General features: G+C 46.2%; 13 protein-coding genes and 1 pseudogene. 5 read left to right on the top strand and 9 right to left on the bottom strand.

From position 1 onward, the window contains the following. Positions 1 to 215: 215 nt before the first annotated feature. From QUA25_RS15070 to rppA, 4 genes are all read right to left on the bottom strand, one after another. Positions 216 to 1,175, bottom strand: a complete 960-nt coding sequence (locus QUA25_RS15070; RefSeq protein ID WP_333039140.1) for an aldo/keto reductase — start codon at positions 1,173 to 1,175, stop codon at positions 216 to 218. A 316-nt stretch (positions 1,176 to 1,491) separates the two neighbouring features. After that, the gene (locus QUA25_RS15065; RefSeq protein WP_333039137.1) at positions 1,492 to 2,043 is read right to left on the bottom strand and encodes a DUF3124 domain-containing protein; all 552 of its coding nucleotides are present in this window, start codon (positions 2,041 to 2,043) and stop codon (positions 1,492 to 1,494) included. Between the two features lie 341 nt (positions 2,044 to 2,384). After that, positions 2,385 to 3,665 carry a HAMP domain-containing sensor histidine kinase gene (locus QUA25_RS15060; RefSeq protein ID WP_333039134.1) on the bottom strand — a complete coding sequence of 427 codons (1,281 nt, stop codon included), beginning with the start codon at positions 3,663 to 3,665 and terminating at the stop codon, positions 2,385 to 2,387. A gap of 18 nt (positions 3,666 to 3,683) precedes the next feature. After that, positions 3,684 to 4,361, bottom strand: a complete 678-nt coding sequence (rppA, locus tag QUA25_RS15055) for a two-component system response regulator RppA (protein WP_333039133.1) — start codon at positions 4,359 to 4,361, stop codon at positions 3,684 to 3,686. A gap of 60 nt (positions 4,362 to 4,421) precedes the next feature. Between rppA and QUA25_RS29485 the strand changes: the two are divergent. Together QUA25_RS29485 and QUA25_RS15050 are read left to right on the top strand one after the other, a co-directional pair. Continuing rightward, positions 4,422 to 4,757, top strand: a pseudogene (locus QUA25_RS29485) (YnfA family protein). Between the two features lie 163 nt (positions 4,758 to 4,920). After that, on the top strand, positions 4,921 to 5,307 hold the full coding sequence (locus QUA25_RS15050; protein ID WP_333039132.1) for a hypothetical protein: 387 nt from the start codon (positions 4,921 to 4,923) through the stop codon (positions 5,305 to 5,307). A gap of 132 nt (positions 5,308 to 5,439) precedes the next feature. Here QUA25_RS15050 and QUA25_RS15045 read toward each other — a convergent pair whose 3' ends face one another. Then, entirely contained in the window at positions 5,440 to 5,844 is a 405-nt protein-coding gene (locus tag QUA25_RS15045) for a BON domain-containing protein (protein WP_333039130.1), read from the bottom strand. Between the two features lie 337 nt (positions 5,845 to 6,181). On the opposite strand from QUA25_RS15045, the gene QUA25_RS15040 reads away from it, so the two are divergent. The 3 genes from QUA25_RS15040 (at position 6,182) to QUA25_RS15030 (ending at position 11,595) form a co-directional block, all read left to right on the top strand. Beyond that, positions 6,182 to 8,896 carry a cation-transporting P-type ATPase gene (locus tag QUA25_RS15040; RefSeq protein WP_333039128.1) on the top strand — a complete coding sequence of 905 codons (2,715 nt, stop codon included), beginning with the start codon at positions 6,182 to 6,184 and terminating at the stop codon, positions 8,894 to 8,896. 81 nt (positions 8,897 to 8,977) lie between these two features. Then, positions 8,978 to 9,508, top strand: a complete 531-nt coding sequence (locus QUA25_RS15035) for a hypothetical protein (RefSeq protein WP_333039127.1) — start codon at positions 8,978 to 8,980, stop codon at positions 9,506 to 9,508. Between the two features lie 455 nt (positions 9,509 to 9,963). Further along, on the top strand, positions 9,964 to 11,595 hold the full coding sequence (locus QUA25_RS15030) for a sodium:proton antiporter (RefSeq protein WP_333039124.1): 1,632 nt from the start codon (positions 9,964 to 9,966) through the stop codon (positions 11,593 to 11,595). Here QUA25_RS15030 and QUA25_RS15025 read toward each other — a convergent pair. The 4 genes from QUA25_RS15025 to QUA25_RS15010 all read right to left on the bottom strand — a co-directional run bounded on the left by QUA25_RS15025 (position 11,552) and on the right by QUA25_RS15010 (position 13,627). After that, positions 11,552 to 12,268: a TrkA family potassium uptake protein gene (locus QUA25_RS15025; RefSeq protein WP_333039123.1), complete on the bottom strand. Its 717-nt coding sequence runs from the start codon at positions 12,266 to 12,268 to the stop codon at positions 11,552 to 11,554. The two genes, QUA25_RS15030 and QUA25_RS15025, sit on opposite strands and share 44 nt — an antisense overlap. 208 nt (positions 12,269 to 12,476) lie before the next feature. Then, a complete protein-coding gene (gene gatC, locus QUA25_RS15020; RefSeq protein ID WP_006635952.1) occupies positions 12,477 to 12,758 on the bottom strand; it encodes an Asp-tRNA(Asn)/Glu-tRNA(Gln) amidotransferase subunit GatC in 282 nt (93 codons plus the stop codon). A gap of 152 nt (positions 12,759 to 12,910) precedes the next feature. Then, complete coding sequence (locus QUA25_RS15015; RefSeq protein WP_333039118.1) at positions 12,911 to 13,432, bottom strand: photosystem I assembly protein Ycf3; 522 nt, start codon at positions 13,430 to 13,432, stop codon at positions 12,911 to 12,913. A gap of 21 nt (positions 13,433 to 13,453) precedes the next feature. After that, entirely contained in the window at positions 13,454 to 13,627 is a 174-nt protein-coding gene (locus QUA25_RS15010; RefSeq protein WP_333039115.1) for a hypothetical protein, read from the bottom strand. Positions 13,628 to 14,054 lie beyond the last annotated feature (427 nt).

The following is a 14,054-nucleotide window of genomic DNA, read 5'->3' as shown; positions in this document are numbered from 1 at the left end:
GCCTACACAGTCTCTTATGCTTATTTTGTTAACTTTGTCAAGTTCATATTATACCAAATTAGATGAGCTTACCCTGGGTTTTTACCGACTCTGCAGGCTCTAACGAAGTACAATACAAAAAACCCGGTTTCAGACTCTCCCTGCGTCCGGGACTGTAAAAGTTGGTTTAAGCGTTCTGACTTTAGTCCTTTATCAACTGTCAACTGTCAACTGTTTTAAAAGTTCCACATAACGGGGTTATCGTCTAAATGATCGGTGACGGTGCGCCCGATCGCGTCAATTTCTTTTAATTCCTCTTCACTCAATTTTACCTCAGCAGCTTTTGCATTTTCGGCTGCTTGTTTCCCGTCGCGCGCGCCGACAATGGCATTTGTTTGTGGCTGGGAAATCAACCAGGCTAAAGCTAAGTTGCCCAAGCTTGTCTGGTGGCGATCGGCAATTGGCCTGAGTTGATTTAATGCTGTTTGCACTCGGTCGTAATTTTCTTTGATGAACAGCTTATTTTTGGCGCGGTGGTCGCCTTCTTCAAACTTGTGTTCTGGCCCGAATTTACCTGTCAATATTCCTTGAGCTAGAGATGAATAGGCAATGATGGAGATATGATTGTCCACACAATAGGACATAGCATCTTTTTCTACCCAGCGCCAAAACAGAGAATAGGGCGGTTGCAAGCTGTCGATGCGTCCGTATTGGGCGGCTTCTTCTATTTGGGCGCGGGAGAAGTTAGAAACGCCGATCGCCCGAATTTTTCCCTGTTCTTTTAACTTGTTCAGGGCGTCCATTGTTTCTGCAATTGGCACTAACTCCGAATTCCAAGTGCCGGCGGGCCAGTGGATTTGGTAAAGGTCGATATAATCGGTGTTGAGGTTTTTTAGCGATCGATCGCACGCTTCGATTAACAAATCGGGTTTCAAGTGGTTGGCGAAAACTTTGCTAGCATAAACTACTTGCGATCGCACATCTGAAAGTGCTTGACCGATAATTTGTTCCGAATGCCCTTCTCCGTAAACCTCAGCCGTATCAAAGGTGGTAATACCTGCCTCAAAAGCCGCGCGCATTGCTTTGACTGTTTCAGCATCCTCAATTCCCACCCACATCCGCTTCCCGGCTTGCCAAGTCCCCATAATTATCGGGGTAATCTGAATTTGTGATGTCCCCAATTGTCGCTTTTGCATACCCTAAGTCCTCATTTATATTTTTAGTATTCACCCTCAATCTCTCTAATCTTAACAGAAAAAAGTTGGGTAGTCATGCACAGTAATGCTATCGTTTTATTCTGAAATAATTATAGTGATGTACAAAGTTAAAAATTAAAAAGGAGCATTTCACTTTTGCAGCCAAGCTAGAAATTGGAGTTAAGAGTCAGGAGCCCGGGGAAAAAAGTCAGAATAAAAAAGGAAGAAGCCAGAAGAAGTGTTTTTACAAATATGAGATACTCCTATTATGGTAGTATAAAACTACCTGGTAAAGCAAGAATTTAATCCTCTAAAATCAGTTTAGCCTCCTGTATTGCTTGAGAACTTTAGCGGGACTGATAAATGAAATGCCCTGAGAAGAAGAGGTACTAATCATGACAGCTTCAATGACAGGCTCATAAACCGTTTTTTCTGCCACCCACTCCACAATAAAGTTGGCACCTGAGCCTCCACTTGTATCATCTGCTGCAATGAAAAAGTCTGTGGAAGCAAGCGGCTTGAGTTCTACTGAACTCTTAATATCCTGCTTAATCAATTTCCCATCGGTATCGTAGTAACGCACAGAAGTAATAATAATCGAATTTGTCAGATCCGTATTGCGGATACTGAGGGTGGCTGACAAATTCATGACATTATCCTGGCTATTGTAGTGATAAATATGCGAGTAAATAGGGACATATACGGTTTGTCCCATCACAACTTTTGTTTTATCTAACGTGACCGATCTCAGTGAGGTTTCACGTTTTGTATCAGGTTGTTGTCTTTGTGAAATAGTTTGCTCTGAACAAGAGATCAGGACGATCGCGGCGATCGCCCAACCAACCCAGAAATGTTGTTTCAGCTTCATCGGCATTCATCCAAATACACCACATGAATGGCAGTTACGTCTACAACAGAGCGAACCGTCTCCTGTAGACTAAAACCGTAGTTAATCTATCAATTTCTATGGGTAAAGCAAATTTATCCGTTAAATTACCCGTTGAGAATTATATTTTTTAACGGGCCAAGCCACAGGCAAGCTGGTATATGTCAACCATCGCAATGCTGTTCCCGACTTTTAATAACTGTTGGGCTGACCCCAGCCACATCATTCCGGTCCACCAATTAATACCTACAGGATTTATTGTCACCTCAACAACAAACATTATAGAACTACATACTACAAGCATTTCTCTTCCTTGAGGCGGCTCAGTCATAAGGTTTGAGCGGCAGTTCAACCTGGAACGTGGAGCCTTTGCCCACTGTACTCGTCACCTGTATTTGTCCGCTGTGTGCCTTGACAATTTGTTGGACGATCGCCAACCCCAGCCCAAAGCCTCCGCTGTCCTGCGATCGCTCGGTGTCTACTCGATAGAAGCGATCGAAAATATAGGGTAAGTCCGCTTCTGGAATACCGATTCCCGTATCGATTATCTGAATGACTGCCAAATTGGAATGAAGAACTAGCCGTATCTTTACAGTTCCGCCAACGGGAGTATATTTACAGGCGTTGTAAAGCAAGTTTTCGACTACTTGCCGCAGCAAATCAGGATCGGCCAATAATTCAATCCGTTGTTCCGGTGATTCGCAGGTCAGTTTGATATTTTGGGCTTCTGCAAGTGCGAGAAACTGGGTTGCTAAATTGCTGAGGAGCTCGTTGAGATTGATTAACCTGAGCGATTCCGGCGCAAGTCGCCCTTGATGACGAGCCAACAGCAGTAAATTATTCACGAGCGCTCCCATTGATTTTGCGCTATCTACAATGTTTTCTAAGGGAGGATGGTAACGCGGATCGTCAGCCGCGATGAGCAACCCAAGCTGGGCATTAGTGAGAATGGCAGACAGGGGCGATCGCAACTCGTGAGAGGCATCGGCTGTAAAGCGCTGAAGCTGCTGATAGGCTTGCCGAATCGGTTGCATGGCCAGCCCGCTGAGAAACCAACCTGTGAGGGCAATTAAGCCCAGTGTCAGCGGTACAGCGAGAGTTAGCACGATCTGAAGCTCAGTGAGCCTGTTTTGAGTTTCTGTCAGGGGAGTTGCAACCTGAAGATAACCGAGTACCCCTGTTCTACCTTCAACGGGTAATGTCACCTGACGCAGCCAGATTCCTTTTGCCAAAAGTGGATCGGTCGATCGAACTGTGAGATAACCAAAGGGCGTATTTAACCGCTCGGGAGGAGAATTCCCAAAAAAACGAACTAGCAGCCCTTGTGCGTTATACCAGCGCACGTAAATCAGATCTTCAGCAAGGGGATGCGAACCGCTACCTAACAAGGAAACATGACTCAGATCGACCTGGTTCTGGTTTTGGCGAACTTCATAATGCACGCTGGCAGCCATGATTCTGCTTTTGTCATATAGCAGTCGATCGAGCGCCTCTAGTTTATCTTTCACCTCAATCTGATAGATCGCCCCAGCAAACAGCACGAGAATGCTTCCCATTGAGAGGGTGAACCAACGAGCCAGATTGCGACGACTTTGATTAAACATGACTTGGCTTGACGATCGTTACTTGAGAGGGGAGGTGAGGCGATAACCCATACCGTAAATGCTCTCAATCCAGTCTGCCGATCCTACAGCCTGCAAGCGTTGGCGTAGTTTGCGAACTAGAACCGTGATCGCATTGCTCTCTGGTTCAGTCCCCCATTCCCACACGCCTTGTTCAATCTGATTCCGAGTCAAAACCTGTCGAGGATGACGCATAAAATACTCCAACAACTGAAACTCGCGACTGGAGAGTGAAACGGTTGCACCTTGTCGCTCAACAGTAAGAGTATCGAGGTGGAGGTGCAGATCCTCAAGGCTGAGCGTATCTCCTTGCCAAAGGGGCGATCGCCGTCTTAATGCCCGGACTCGTGCCATGAATTCAACCAAATCGATCGGTTTCACCAGGTAATCATCTGCACCTGCGTCCAACCCGGTCACTTTTTCAGGCGTGGTGTCTCTTGCGGTGATCATCAAAATCGGCGCTGTTTTCCCTGCCGATCGATATTGACGACAGAGATTTACCCCACTGATATGTGGCAACATCCAGTCCAAAATCAACAAATCATATTCTTTTTCTGATAACAGCCACTGTGCAGTCTCTCCATCTTTTACCCCATCCACGCTATGTCCTGCTTGAGACAGCACTGTTTGAAGTGGCATCAGTTGCTTTGGGTCGTCCTCCACAAGTAAGATTCTCATATATTTCTTTAATTGGGCTGATAAACATCGATCGGCTGATGAAATTTATCTATTTTAAGTATGAATCTAAAAATGCCAACACTTGCTTTTTTTCTATTTGCGGCTCTAGGAGAAATCTCTGGGTGTTACGCTTTCTGGGCCTGGGTGAGACTTGAAAAGAGCATTTTGTGGGTTGTTCCAGGAATTTTAGCTTTAATCTGTTTTGCGTTTTCTCTAACTCAAGTCAATGCCTCAAACGCTGGAAGAGTATATGCTGCCTAGGTCGGTATTTACATTCTTACATCTCTGGTTTGGTTGTGGCTCATTCAAGGAGTTAAGCCAGATAAGTGGGACTTGCTTGGTGTTACAATTTCCCTGATTGGAACTGCTGTAATTTTGTTCAGCCCACATCGCTGATTGCTGTTTTTATAGAACTCGAATAGTTTACGCATCGCCCTTGAGTAGGATTTCAGCAGAGCGATCGCTCCACTAAAGTGCAAATATAGCAATCCTAAATCATTTGTGAATTTCTTACTCCCTCCCCTTTGTAAGGGGAGGGTTGGGGTGGGGTAAAAAATTTATGTGGCAGGTTACTAAACGTTGGCTAAAAGCATCAGGCGCAGAGTTTTGGTTGCCATTGCCGTTTGTGGCGATCGCGTTTTGGGTTGGCTCCAGTTTCCTAATGGCTCAAGAATTACAACAACCCCAGATCGCAAAGAATAAACTTCAGGCAGATACCCAGCTTAAAGCAACGGTGTCTGTCAATATATTGCTGATCAATGCGGTGATTAACCGAAAACAAGGAACAACCCAGGTTGCGGTAGAAACAGCAGAACCCATTTTAAAGCGATTGGAATTAGAATTGCCAATGACTGACGCAACCCAGATAGAGGCAGCGATCGCGCAAGAACTTCAGTTATCGCGTCAAAATGTTCGCCAGTTAGTCCGTTACGAAATCGTTGAATAACTTTATTGTTTCAATATTGCGATCGCATCCAGTCAAATAAGGTTGGCAAATCCATAAGTTTCCTCGCTGCGATCGCACAATTCGTCAAGCGGCAATAAGTGTCAAATACTCTTGCCACTTGAGGATTAAGAACTACTGAGTGACGATTTCGTTATTGATGGAAACATTCGCTGCAACTTGCCGAGCAATTTGTTCGGCCAATGCTTTTTGTTCTGCCGTTTGAACGCGCCCTGTTAACACAAGCGAATTATCGCGATCGTCTGCCTCCAAATCGAATTGCTTGAGCGTGCCATCGGAGTCCAAGGCCTCTTCTACGCGATCGGCAATATCGTCAATGTCTTGATTCTGAGGCGTCTGTGCGGTCGTGGTGGCAGGCGCAGCAGTGGTTGGAACAGTCGTATTTCCAGTGGCAGTTGTGGGAGCAGAAGTAGATGGAACAGTTGTCTGTGAAGTATTGGGGGAGGTGCAAGCACCTAAACCCAAAATTGCAACAGTGCTGACGCTGATTCCTTGCACAAATAGCTTTAATAATTGCATATTCTTTGTTTGTTTTGTTTGTTGTGAAACGCAATTTTGCCGATAAAACTCAGGATGAAGTCTTTGAGCATTTAAAGTTAACAAGTGAATGTAGGAGAGTTCATCTATCAAAAGTAATGCTTTTTACAACCCTATTAAAAGGCAACAATCAGATCCAGTGAACTAAGGTTTGCAAGTCCATAAGCTATCTCAATCGGTTCTGTTCCTAAGTCTAGGGAGCAAATGTGATCCAAATGTGACTAACAGAAATCAGTCGGTCACTTTTCCCTCACATTCATCAATGACGCTAGAAACAAGACGAAATAACAGACAAGAATTGGGCTTGACAAGAAACGTTATGACTGCAACAAATGTAGAAAAATTAGTAGAACACTCTTGGCATCACCTCTCTGTCGAGAAAGTGGCTCGGCTTTTAGAGACTGACCTGGAAATAGGTCTATCTTCCGACGTGGCAGCAGAGCGGCGCGAGATCCTCGGCCCCAATCAACTAACGGCTCAGAAGCCGCAAAGTGCGTGGTTGCGATTTTTTCAGCAACTGAATCAGCCGCTAATCTACATTTTATTAGCCTCTGGCATAGTGACAGCATTTCTGAAAGAGTGGATTGATTCAGGGGTAATTTTTGGGGTGGCTCTGACGAATGCCACCATTGGTTTTGTTCAAGAATCAAAGGCCGAAAATGCGATCGCCGCCTTAGCAAAATCTGTTGCAACAGAGGCAACCATTCTCCGCCATGGTCAAAAGCAAGTGGTTTCATCCAGCGAACTGGTTCCTGGCGATCTCGTCTTGCTGTCTTCTGGGGATAAAGTGTCTGCGGATCTGCGGCTGATCGAAGTCCGTGACTTACAGGTGGATGAGTCAGCGTTAACGGGAGAATCTGTCCCGGTTCAGAAGCAATCCCGGGCGCTAGAGGCAGACGTTCCACTGGCCGATCGCACGAACATGGCGTATACCGGAAGCCTGGTAACGTTTGGACAGGGACGCGGGCTGGTCGTCAGCATTGGCGAGATGACCGAGACGGGACACATTTCCCAACTCATGCAGCAAAGTACGACACTGGAAACCCCCCTGAGCCGCAAAATTGACAAATTTAGCAAAACCTTGCTCTATGTCATTTTAGGTTTGGCTGCCTTCACCTTTGCTGCAGGCATTGCCCAGAGATTTTCTTGGGTTGAGGTGTTCAAGGCATCTGTGGCGCTTGCCGTCAGCGCAATTCCTGAAGGCTTACCCGCGATTTTAACGGTGACACTGGCGATCGGGGTTTCCCAAATGGCAAAGCAGCACGCCATTATTCGCAAACTTCCGGCAATTGAGACGCTGGGCAGCACGACCGTGATTTGTTCCGACAAAACCGGAACCTTGACAGAGAATCAAATGACTGTTCAAGAGATCGATGCCGGTGGAAAGCGATATCGGGTTAGCGGTGGAGGATATGCACCAGACGGGAAAATTTCTGTAAACGGACACTCGGTTGACCTGGCGAACGCACCTGCTTTATATGAATGCCTGCAAGCAGGACTGTTGTGCAACGATTCTTATCTAGACGTGCAAGACGGCAACTGGACTGCGATCGGTAGTCCAACGGAAGGGGCCCTGGTTGCGGTAGCCCAAAAAGCGGGGTTAATTGCTGAGAAACTGGAGGAAGCGCTTTGCCGGCTCGATACACTGCCGTTTGAATCTCAGTTTCAATACATGGCAACCTTACATGACGATCGCCCAGAACGGTTGATTTATGTCAAGGGTTCAATTGAGGCAATTCTCAAGCGGTGCCGCCAGATGCTCGATGAAGAGGGAGAGGCGATCGCCCTCAACCCAGCGCCGATCGAGCAAACCGTGGACAGGATGGCGAAAAAAGGGCTGCGAGTTCTGGCACTTGCCAAGAAAGTTGTACCCGCTTCTCAATCTTCAATTGAGCATTCTGATATTGAGCAAGGGTTAACTTTTTTGGGTCTGCAAGGCATGATCGACCCGCCTCGCCCCGAAGCCATTCAAGCGATTCAAGCCTGTCGGTCTGCTGGAATTCAGGTCAAGATGATTACCGGCGACCACGCCAAAACAGCAGCAGCGATCGCGCACCAAATGGGCCTAAATCAAACCCAAGAGGCTCCCGTTTTTACCGGTCAAGAACTCGCTCAAATGAATCAGCAGCAATTAGCCAATGCTGTCGAACAAAGCTGTGTATTTGCTCGTGTCGCGCCAGAACAAAAGCTCCGCATTGTCGAAGCACTTCAGTCTAAGGGCGAGATTGTGGCGATGACTGGAGATGGAGTTAACGATGCTCCCGCCTTGAAGCAAGCTGATATTGGGGTAGCGATGGGCATCACGGGCACTGAAGTCACAAAAGAAGCCGCAGATATGATTCTGACGGATGACAACTTTGCTTCGATCGAGAAAGCAGTTGAGGAAGGGCGCACGGTTTATAAGAATTTGCTGCGGGCGATCGCCTTCATCCTGCCCGTGAATGGTGGAGAGTCCATGACCATCTTGATTGCCGTACTTCTGGCAACCCCACTACCCATTTTGCCAGTACAAATTCTCTGGCTAAATATGGTCAGTTCAGTTGCATTGAGCTTACCGTTGGCATTTGAGCCGCCCTCTCCCGATGTCATGCAGCAGCCGCCTCGACCTGCCAATGAACCGCTTCTGTCTCGCAGGCTGACCGCTCGGATTCTGACAGTTTCGGTATTTAACTGGATTGCGATCTTTGGGATGTTTGAATGGATCGTTCAAACCACAGGCAATGAAGCTCTAGCCCGGACGATGGCAATTCAAGCATTGGTTGCAGCCGAAGCTTTTTACCTGTTAAGCATCAGTCGCTTCGTTCCGGCGATCGTCGCCAAACTGCGCGGTAAAGATGAATCAGTTGGTTATGCGGTGGCGATCGGCATTGGGGCTATTTTCATTCTCCAATTCCTGTTTAGCCAATTGGGCATTATGAATCAGTTATTCGACACAGAAGCTTTGAACCTAATCGAAGGCTTAATTTGTATCGGATTCGGACTGCCCATGATTCCTTTGTCAGCTTTGCTAAAGCGTTTTGCACCTCTAATCTAAGTGGTTTTTGTGATGCAACCATTGCCCGCGGCTTTACACACTATTTACCAATTTTGTAGCGTTGAATATTGAATATTTCTCATGAATTACCAAAACCTCAAACGTGCTAGCGGCCTATTTACTAATCATCGAAACGTAAAGCAGGCGCTAGTTGAACTAAAAAGCAGGGGCTTCCCCATGCACAAGATTTCAGTGATTGCTAAACCTTCTGACAATAATGATGATTTGGACTCTCTGGGCGTGCAGCAAATTTTTATCACAAGAGCAGCAGGCGCACAAGTAGGCGCGATCTTGGGCAGCATAGGACTAGGTTCCCTAGCCTTAATTGTTGGACTCAGCAGCCTGATCGTTCCCGGTATTGGTCCGGCATTAGCGGTGGAAAGCATTTTAGCAACTTTCTTTGGAAGTGGGATTGCTGCAACTGCTGGCGGTCTATACGGCGCACTTCAAGGATGGTTGGTGCCTGAAGAACAAGCAAGAATTTACAATGACAGATTTAACCAGGGAGATTATTTGATCGTCATGGAGGCAAGAGAAAATGAGATCGTGATTGCTGAACCTGTCCTTAAACGTTGGGAGATTCTGACGTGGCGTGTCTGTGATGCTACCTAAATTCAAGGTAAGAAAAGACGATTACCTTTGAGGAATTTAGTCCCGCGAATCAGAACGTCCAAAACCCACTCAAAATTTTGACTTAGACGGCTTTGGGCGATCGCTCTCCTACTCCTTAGATATAAGATATGGATCGACAACTTCCATTACTCGCCGGTTCGGCAACTGCGATCGGGTAGGCAACACTTCAGAAGAGACTGTTTAAAAAAAATTAACAACCCGCACTAAGAGAAATTAGCATCCTGTAAGGGTTTGAAAATCATCCATATCTACCAAAAAAATTGCACTATAAAAACGATCAGATCGCCCAACCAACGCTGAAATCCTGTTTCAGGTTCATCGCCATTCCTCCAAATACACCACATAAATTGCAGTTAATTGTACAACATAGTGAACCGTTTCCTGTAGACTAAAACCGTAGTTAATCTGTCAATTTATTTGAGGAAAACGAGTTTATGACAGGAGTATCGGCGATCGAGTCGATTGTAGCGCAAGCACCTCCCTTGGGCAGCAATCCTGCTACAAATAGCCAAACGGCAGGAGTTATTCCTGAATTGGTCATCATCTTGATCATTCTGCTGCTGATTGCAACTGTTGTGGCACTCGTAACCCAACGGTTGCGAATTCCCTATGTGACGGGCTTAGTGTTAGCAGGTCTGCCCATTACGGAACTCTTGTCGCGTCGAATTGGTTTAGACCCCTCTTTAGTATTAAATCTTTTCCTACCAATTCTGATTTTTGAAGCCTCGATCAATACTGATATCAGCCGTCTCCGCAGCACCTTTAAGCCGATCGCCCTGCTAGCGGGTCCAGGCTCTATCTTTTCCTCAGCAATTATCGCTGTTCTGGTTAAATTTGGGTTAGGGCTAGACTGGATTCCGGCGTTGCTGATCGGAGTAATTCTAGCAAACACTGATACAGTTTCGATGATCGCGGTTTTTAAAGAGATCCGTGTGCCTTCTCGATTGTCTACCATTGTTGAGGGAGAAACTCTGTTCAATGATGCGGCTGCTCTAATTTCATTTAATTTGGTTTTGGTAATTTATGCGACAGGCTCTCTCACCGCTATACAAGGCGTGAAGGAACTGCTCGTGGTTGCCTTAGGTGGGGCACTGGTTGGGGGTGTTTTAGGTTACTTGAGCGTGCCGATATTTGTTCGCTTAAACGATCCGTTGAGTAGCCTGTTGCTAACCGTCGCTCTCGCATTGGGAACCTTCCAAATCGGACAATTTTTAGGCGTATCGGGCGCAGTGGCGGTGGTCATCACCGGACTTGTTTTTGGCAACCTTGGGCTGCCTCGCAGTTCGTCTGCCTCGGATCGGATTACCTTGCTGAGTTTCTGGGAATACGCTGGTTTTGGCGTCAATACGTTTATTTTCCTGCTGATTGGAATTGAAATTAACCCGCTGACGCTGTGGAGAATTTTGCCATCCATTTTATTCGTCATTCTGGCCTATCAACTGGGACGGATTCTCTCGGTCTATTTGTTATTAGCGGGGCTGCGTTGGTTCGATCGCCCCATTCCGCTACGCTGGCAGCACATTTTGGTTTTAGGGAATATTAAAGGGTCTCTCTCAATGGCATTAGCTGTTGCGATTCCCTTGACCCTACCAGGACGGGATAACATCATTGCACTGGTTTTCGGTGCAGTTTTATTCTCTTTGGTCGGACAGGGATTAAGTTTACCGTGGATAGTAAAACGACTAAAAATTAGCCGTGTTTCTGATGTAATGCAGGAAGCTGGGCAGTTACAGATTCAGTTGATCGCTTCCAAAGCGGCTCAAGATGAGCTAGATAGTTTGCTGAAATCTGGCGTGTTGCCGAAGGCCGTTTACGAAGAGTTATGGGCATCATATCAAGCACGAGTAGCACACTCTGAGCGAGTGCTGCGCGATCTCTACAATCAACATCGGGCAGGGCAAGTACAGGGCGATCGCAGCGGGCTAGATACGATTCGACGGCGATTGCTTCTAGCAGAAAAAGGAGCAGTTAGCGATGCCCTCCGCAAGCGAATTGTCCCAGAGGATCTGGTTCATCCTTACATCAAAGATTTGGATGAGAAACTTCTAACGTTGGCAGATGACTAGCGCGAATGCCGAGGTAATCAATCATCTGGTGAACTAGCTCTGGACGGGTGACGACCAAGATGGTAGAGCCTGCTTCAAGAACAGTATTGCCGTTCGGAATCTCCAGATTGGCGCAGGCATGGCATTGATAACCAATAATCAGCGAACCTTTTGGAAAACGAGGGTCTTGAGCAATTTGAGCAACGGTGTGACCTGCCACCTTGCAATCGCCTGGAACTGGCAGCTTTAGTACCTCGACTTGCCCGTGTTCAAAATGCATCATCGACTCGATTTGGGGGTATTCAATCGCATTCGCCATTGATGCAACTGCCAAATCAATAGTGCTGATGATGTGACTGGCTCCGGCAAGTCGATAGGCTTCCTGGAATTCGCGATCGCGCATTCGCACTACAATATGGGAAATGCCATAGCTCCTGGATAGGGTGATCAGTGCTAAATTCAGTGCATCATCGCTGAGTGCTGCAACGACTGCGTTTGCTTGTTTAATTCCCGCTTCCAGAAGAACCGTTGTACTCACCGCACTGCCTTCAAATGCCATCACTCCGATTTTTTCACGAGCAAAGCGACACGCAAGCGGGTCGGCATCGATGATTGCAACCGTATGACCGAGTTTTAATAGCTGCTGGGCTAAACCCAGCCCCATCATTCCTGCTCCACCAATTAATATGTACATGACTATTTGTCACCCCAAGAATGAACTTTACAGATTTATCCCTATTAGTGAGATTGTTTTGAGTTTCTATCAGTTTAATCTGCTTGTGGGGTGGCTTTTACCGGGCTTACTTATTACTTGTTCCACACTTAGTTTAATCTCCTTGTGGGGTTGGCATGGGAGCCAGCCCCTCAAGTGATTTTCCTCAGTTAGGTACGCAGCGGGAACCCTACATAATCTTAGGCACTTTAAAAAACTCCCCATCGCGATCGGGAGCTCCCTCCAAAATACTTTCTCCCTTAGCAAAAGGTTGCAAATCGTCCGATCGCATTACGTTACTAACATCGATCGCCCGCGTTGTCGGCTGCACCTTACTCGTATCTAGTTCACTCAACTGCTCGAAATAATCCAAAATACCGTTAAGTTGACCAGTAAACTGCTCTTCTTCTTCCGGCGTTAATTCCAATCTCGCTAAATTCGCTACTTTCCGAACTTCTTCTCTGTCAATCATAAAAATCTGTAATTGGGACTTAGTGAGTAGTTTTGATCGGTGATTTGTAAGTTTTAAGTGAAAGAGTTTTCAATTCACCCCTCCACACTTAAAACTTACAACTTTCTGTTGTTTCCCCAATCAAGCTTCTTGTAGCTAGCTAACAACTGAGGTTAAAAATACACATCAATTTGCGATCGACCTGTTGTCTTCAGCCAATTTTGTACCTCAATGTAATTGTTCGGGGCCAAGCGAATAGCCTCTTTCCAATAATCTGCAGCTTTATCAAACAGCCCTTCCGCCCCTTCAATATTGCCAGCTTCCTTTTCCTTTTCCCCTTGATAGTGGTAAATCACAGCAATATTATTCAGTGCTTGTGGCATTCTCGGATTGAGATCCAATGCCTCGCTGTAATATTCCAAAGCTTTATCGTGTTCGCCGTTGCTAGTATGGATCAGCCCCATATTGTACAAGACATAACTGCGATCGTAAGGATCTTCCTCCAGCTTCAGCGCTTCATGGTAATTATCCAACGCTTCAGCATATTCGCCATCTGCTTGAGCTGACATACCATCCCGGTAATAAGCAAAAGCTTCCTTCGCCTGCTTTTTGGCCGGCATAATCTTCAGGATGATATCAGCCATTACCGTGAAACTTTTGTCAATAAAGTTATCGTTGCGTTGAGTTCTTGGCATATGCGATTCTTTGGTTAGTGGCTAATCAGAAAAATTAGCCTGTAAAGTTTTCCTATTAATAATTGCGCCACTGTTGTAGTGGGCCGTTGTGTTGAGGGCGCTAAAAGGTTTAGTCGATCGCAACTGCGAACCTTCAAACACGCCCTTGGGTTTAACACTCTCGCAAGTTCTATCTATTTTATATAAGTCTTGCAAGACTTGCAAAAAAACCAGATTTCTTTAACCTCTCTCGTACTCTACACAAAACTTACAAAAACCCGCAACGGTGGAAAAAGTTCTGCTGGAGGGTGCAGGGACAATCCTCTTCGATGGCTTTCCTTCGGATCGCGAAAGCTAACACCAACGGGCGATGATCGCGCACCGTACCCTACTAACTGTACTCACCATCCCCGTCGTTGACTCTCAGAGCAAACAAGCAAATAGCCTGCCCAGGAGAAATTCAATCACAAAGTTTTATTAAGCTATCCGAGTTCAGCCCATACTTAAATGTTATTCGGCAAAACACTAGCAATATTTTGCCCCAAAGTCAAGAGCAGCCTCAAAAAAAATCAGAAACCCGATCGCCAAAACCAGCTCGAATTCCCACAATATATAATAAAAATAACCGGGTAATTTTCACAGA

The sequence above is a fragment of the Microcoleus sp. Pol17C6 genome, from assembly GCF_036701145.1.
Lineage (GTDB): Bacteria > Cyanobacteriota > Cyanobacteriia > Cyanobacteriales > Microcoleaceae > Microcoleus.
Note: the sequence above shows the minus strand (reverse complement) of the source record. Positions and strands in the feature narration are given on the sequence as shown.

What these genes read in the sequence shown, in the direction of transcription:
- QUA25_RS15070 (WP_333039140.1), bottom strand. Translation starts at nt 1,175, where the DNA reads ATGCAAAAGCGACAATTGGGGACATCACAAATTCAGATTACCCCGATA.
- QUA25_RS15065 (WP_333039137.1), bottom strand. Translation starts at nt 2,043, where the DNA reads ATGAAGCTGAAACAACATTTCTGGGTTGGTTGGGCGATCGCCGCGATC.
- QUA25_RS15060 (WP_333039134.1), bottom strand. Translation starts at nt 3,665, where the DNA reads ATGTTTAATCAAAGTCGTCGCAATCTGGCTCGTTGGTTCACCCTCTCA.
- rppA (WP_333039133.1), bottom strand. Translation starts at nt 4,361, where the DNA reads ATGAGAATCTTACTTGTGGAGGACGACCCAAAGCAACTGATGCCACTT.
- QUA25_RS15050 (WP_333039132.1), top strand. Translation starts at nt 4,921, where the DNA reads ATGTGGCAGGTTACTAAACGTTGGCTAAAAGCATCAGGCGCAGAGTTT.
- QUA25_RS15045 (WP_333039130.1), bottom strand. Translation starts at nt 5,844, where the DNA reads ATGCAATTATTAAAGCTATTTGTGCAAGGAATCAGCGTCAGCACTGTT.
- QUA25_RS15040 (WP_333039128.1), top strand. Translation starts at nt 6,182, where the DNA reads ATGACTGCAACAAATGTAGAAAAATTAGTAGAACACTCTTGGCATCAC.
- QUA25_RS15035 (WP_333039127.1), top strand. Translation starts at nt 8,978, where the DNA reads ATGAATTACCAAAACCTCAAACGTGCTAGCGGCCTATTTACTAATCAT.
- QUA25_RS15030 (WP_333039124.1), top strand. Translation starts at nt 9,964, where the DNA reads ATGACAGGAGTATCGGCGATCGAGTCGATTGTAGCGCAAGCACCTCCC.
- QUA25_RS15025 (WP_333039123.1), bottom strand. Translation starts at nt 12,268, where the DNA reads ATGTACATATTAATTGGTGGAGCAGGAATGATGGGGCTGGGTTTAGCC.
- gatC (WP_006635952.1), bottom strand. Translation starts at nt 12,758, where the DNA reads ATGATTGACAGAGAAGAAGTTCGGAAAGTAGCGAATTTAGCGAGATTG.
- QUA25_RS15015 (WP_333039118.1), bottom strand. Translation starts at nt 13,432, where the DNA reads ATGCCAAGAACTCAACGCAACGATAACTTTATTGACAAAAGTTTCACG.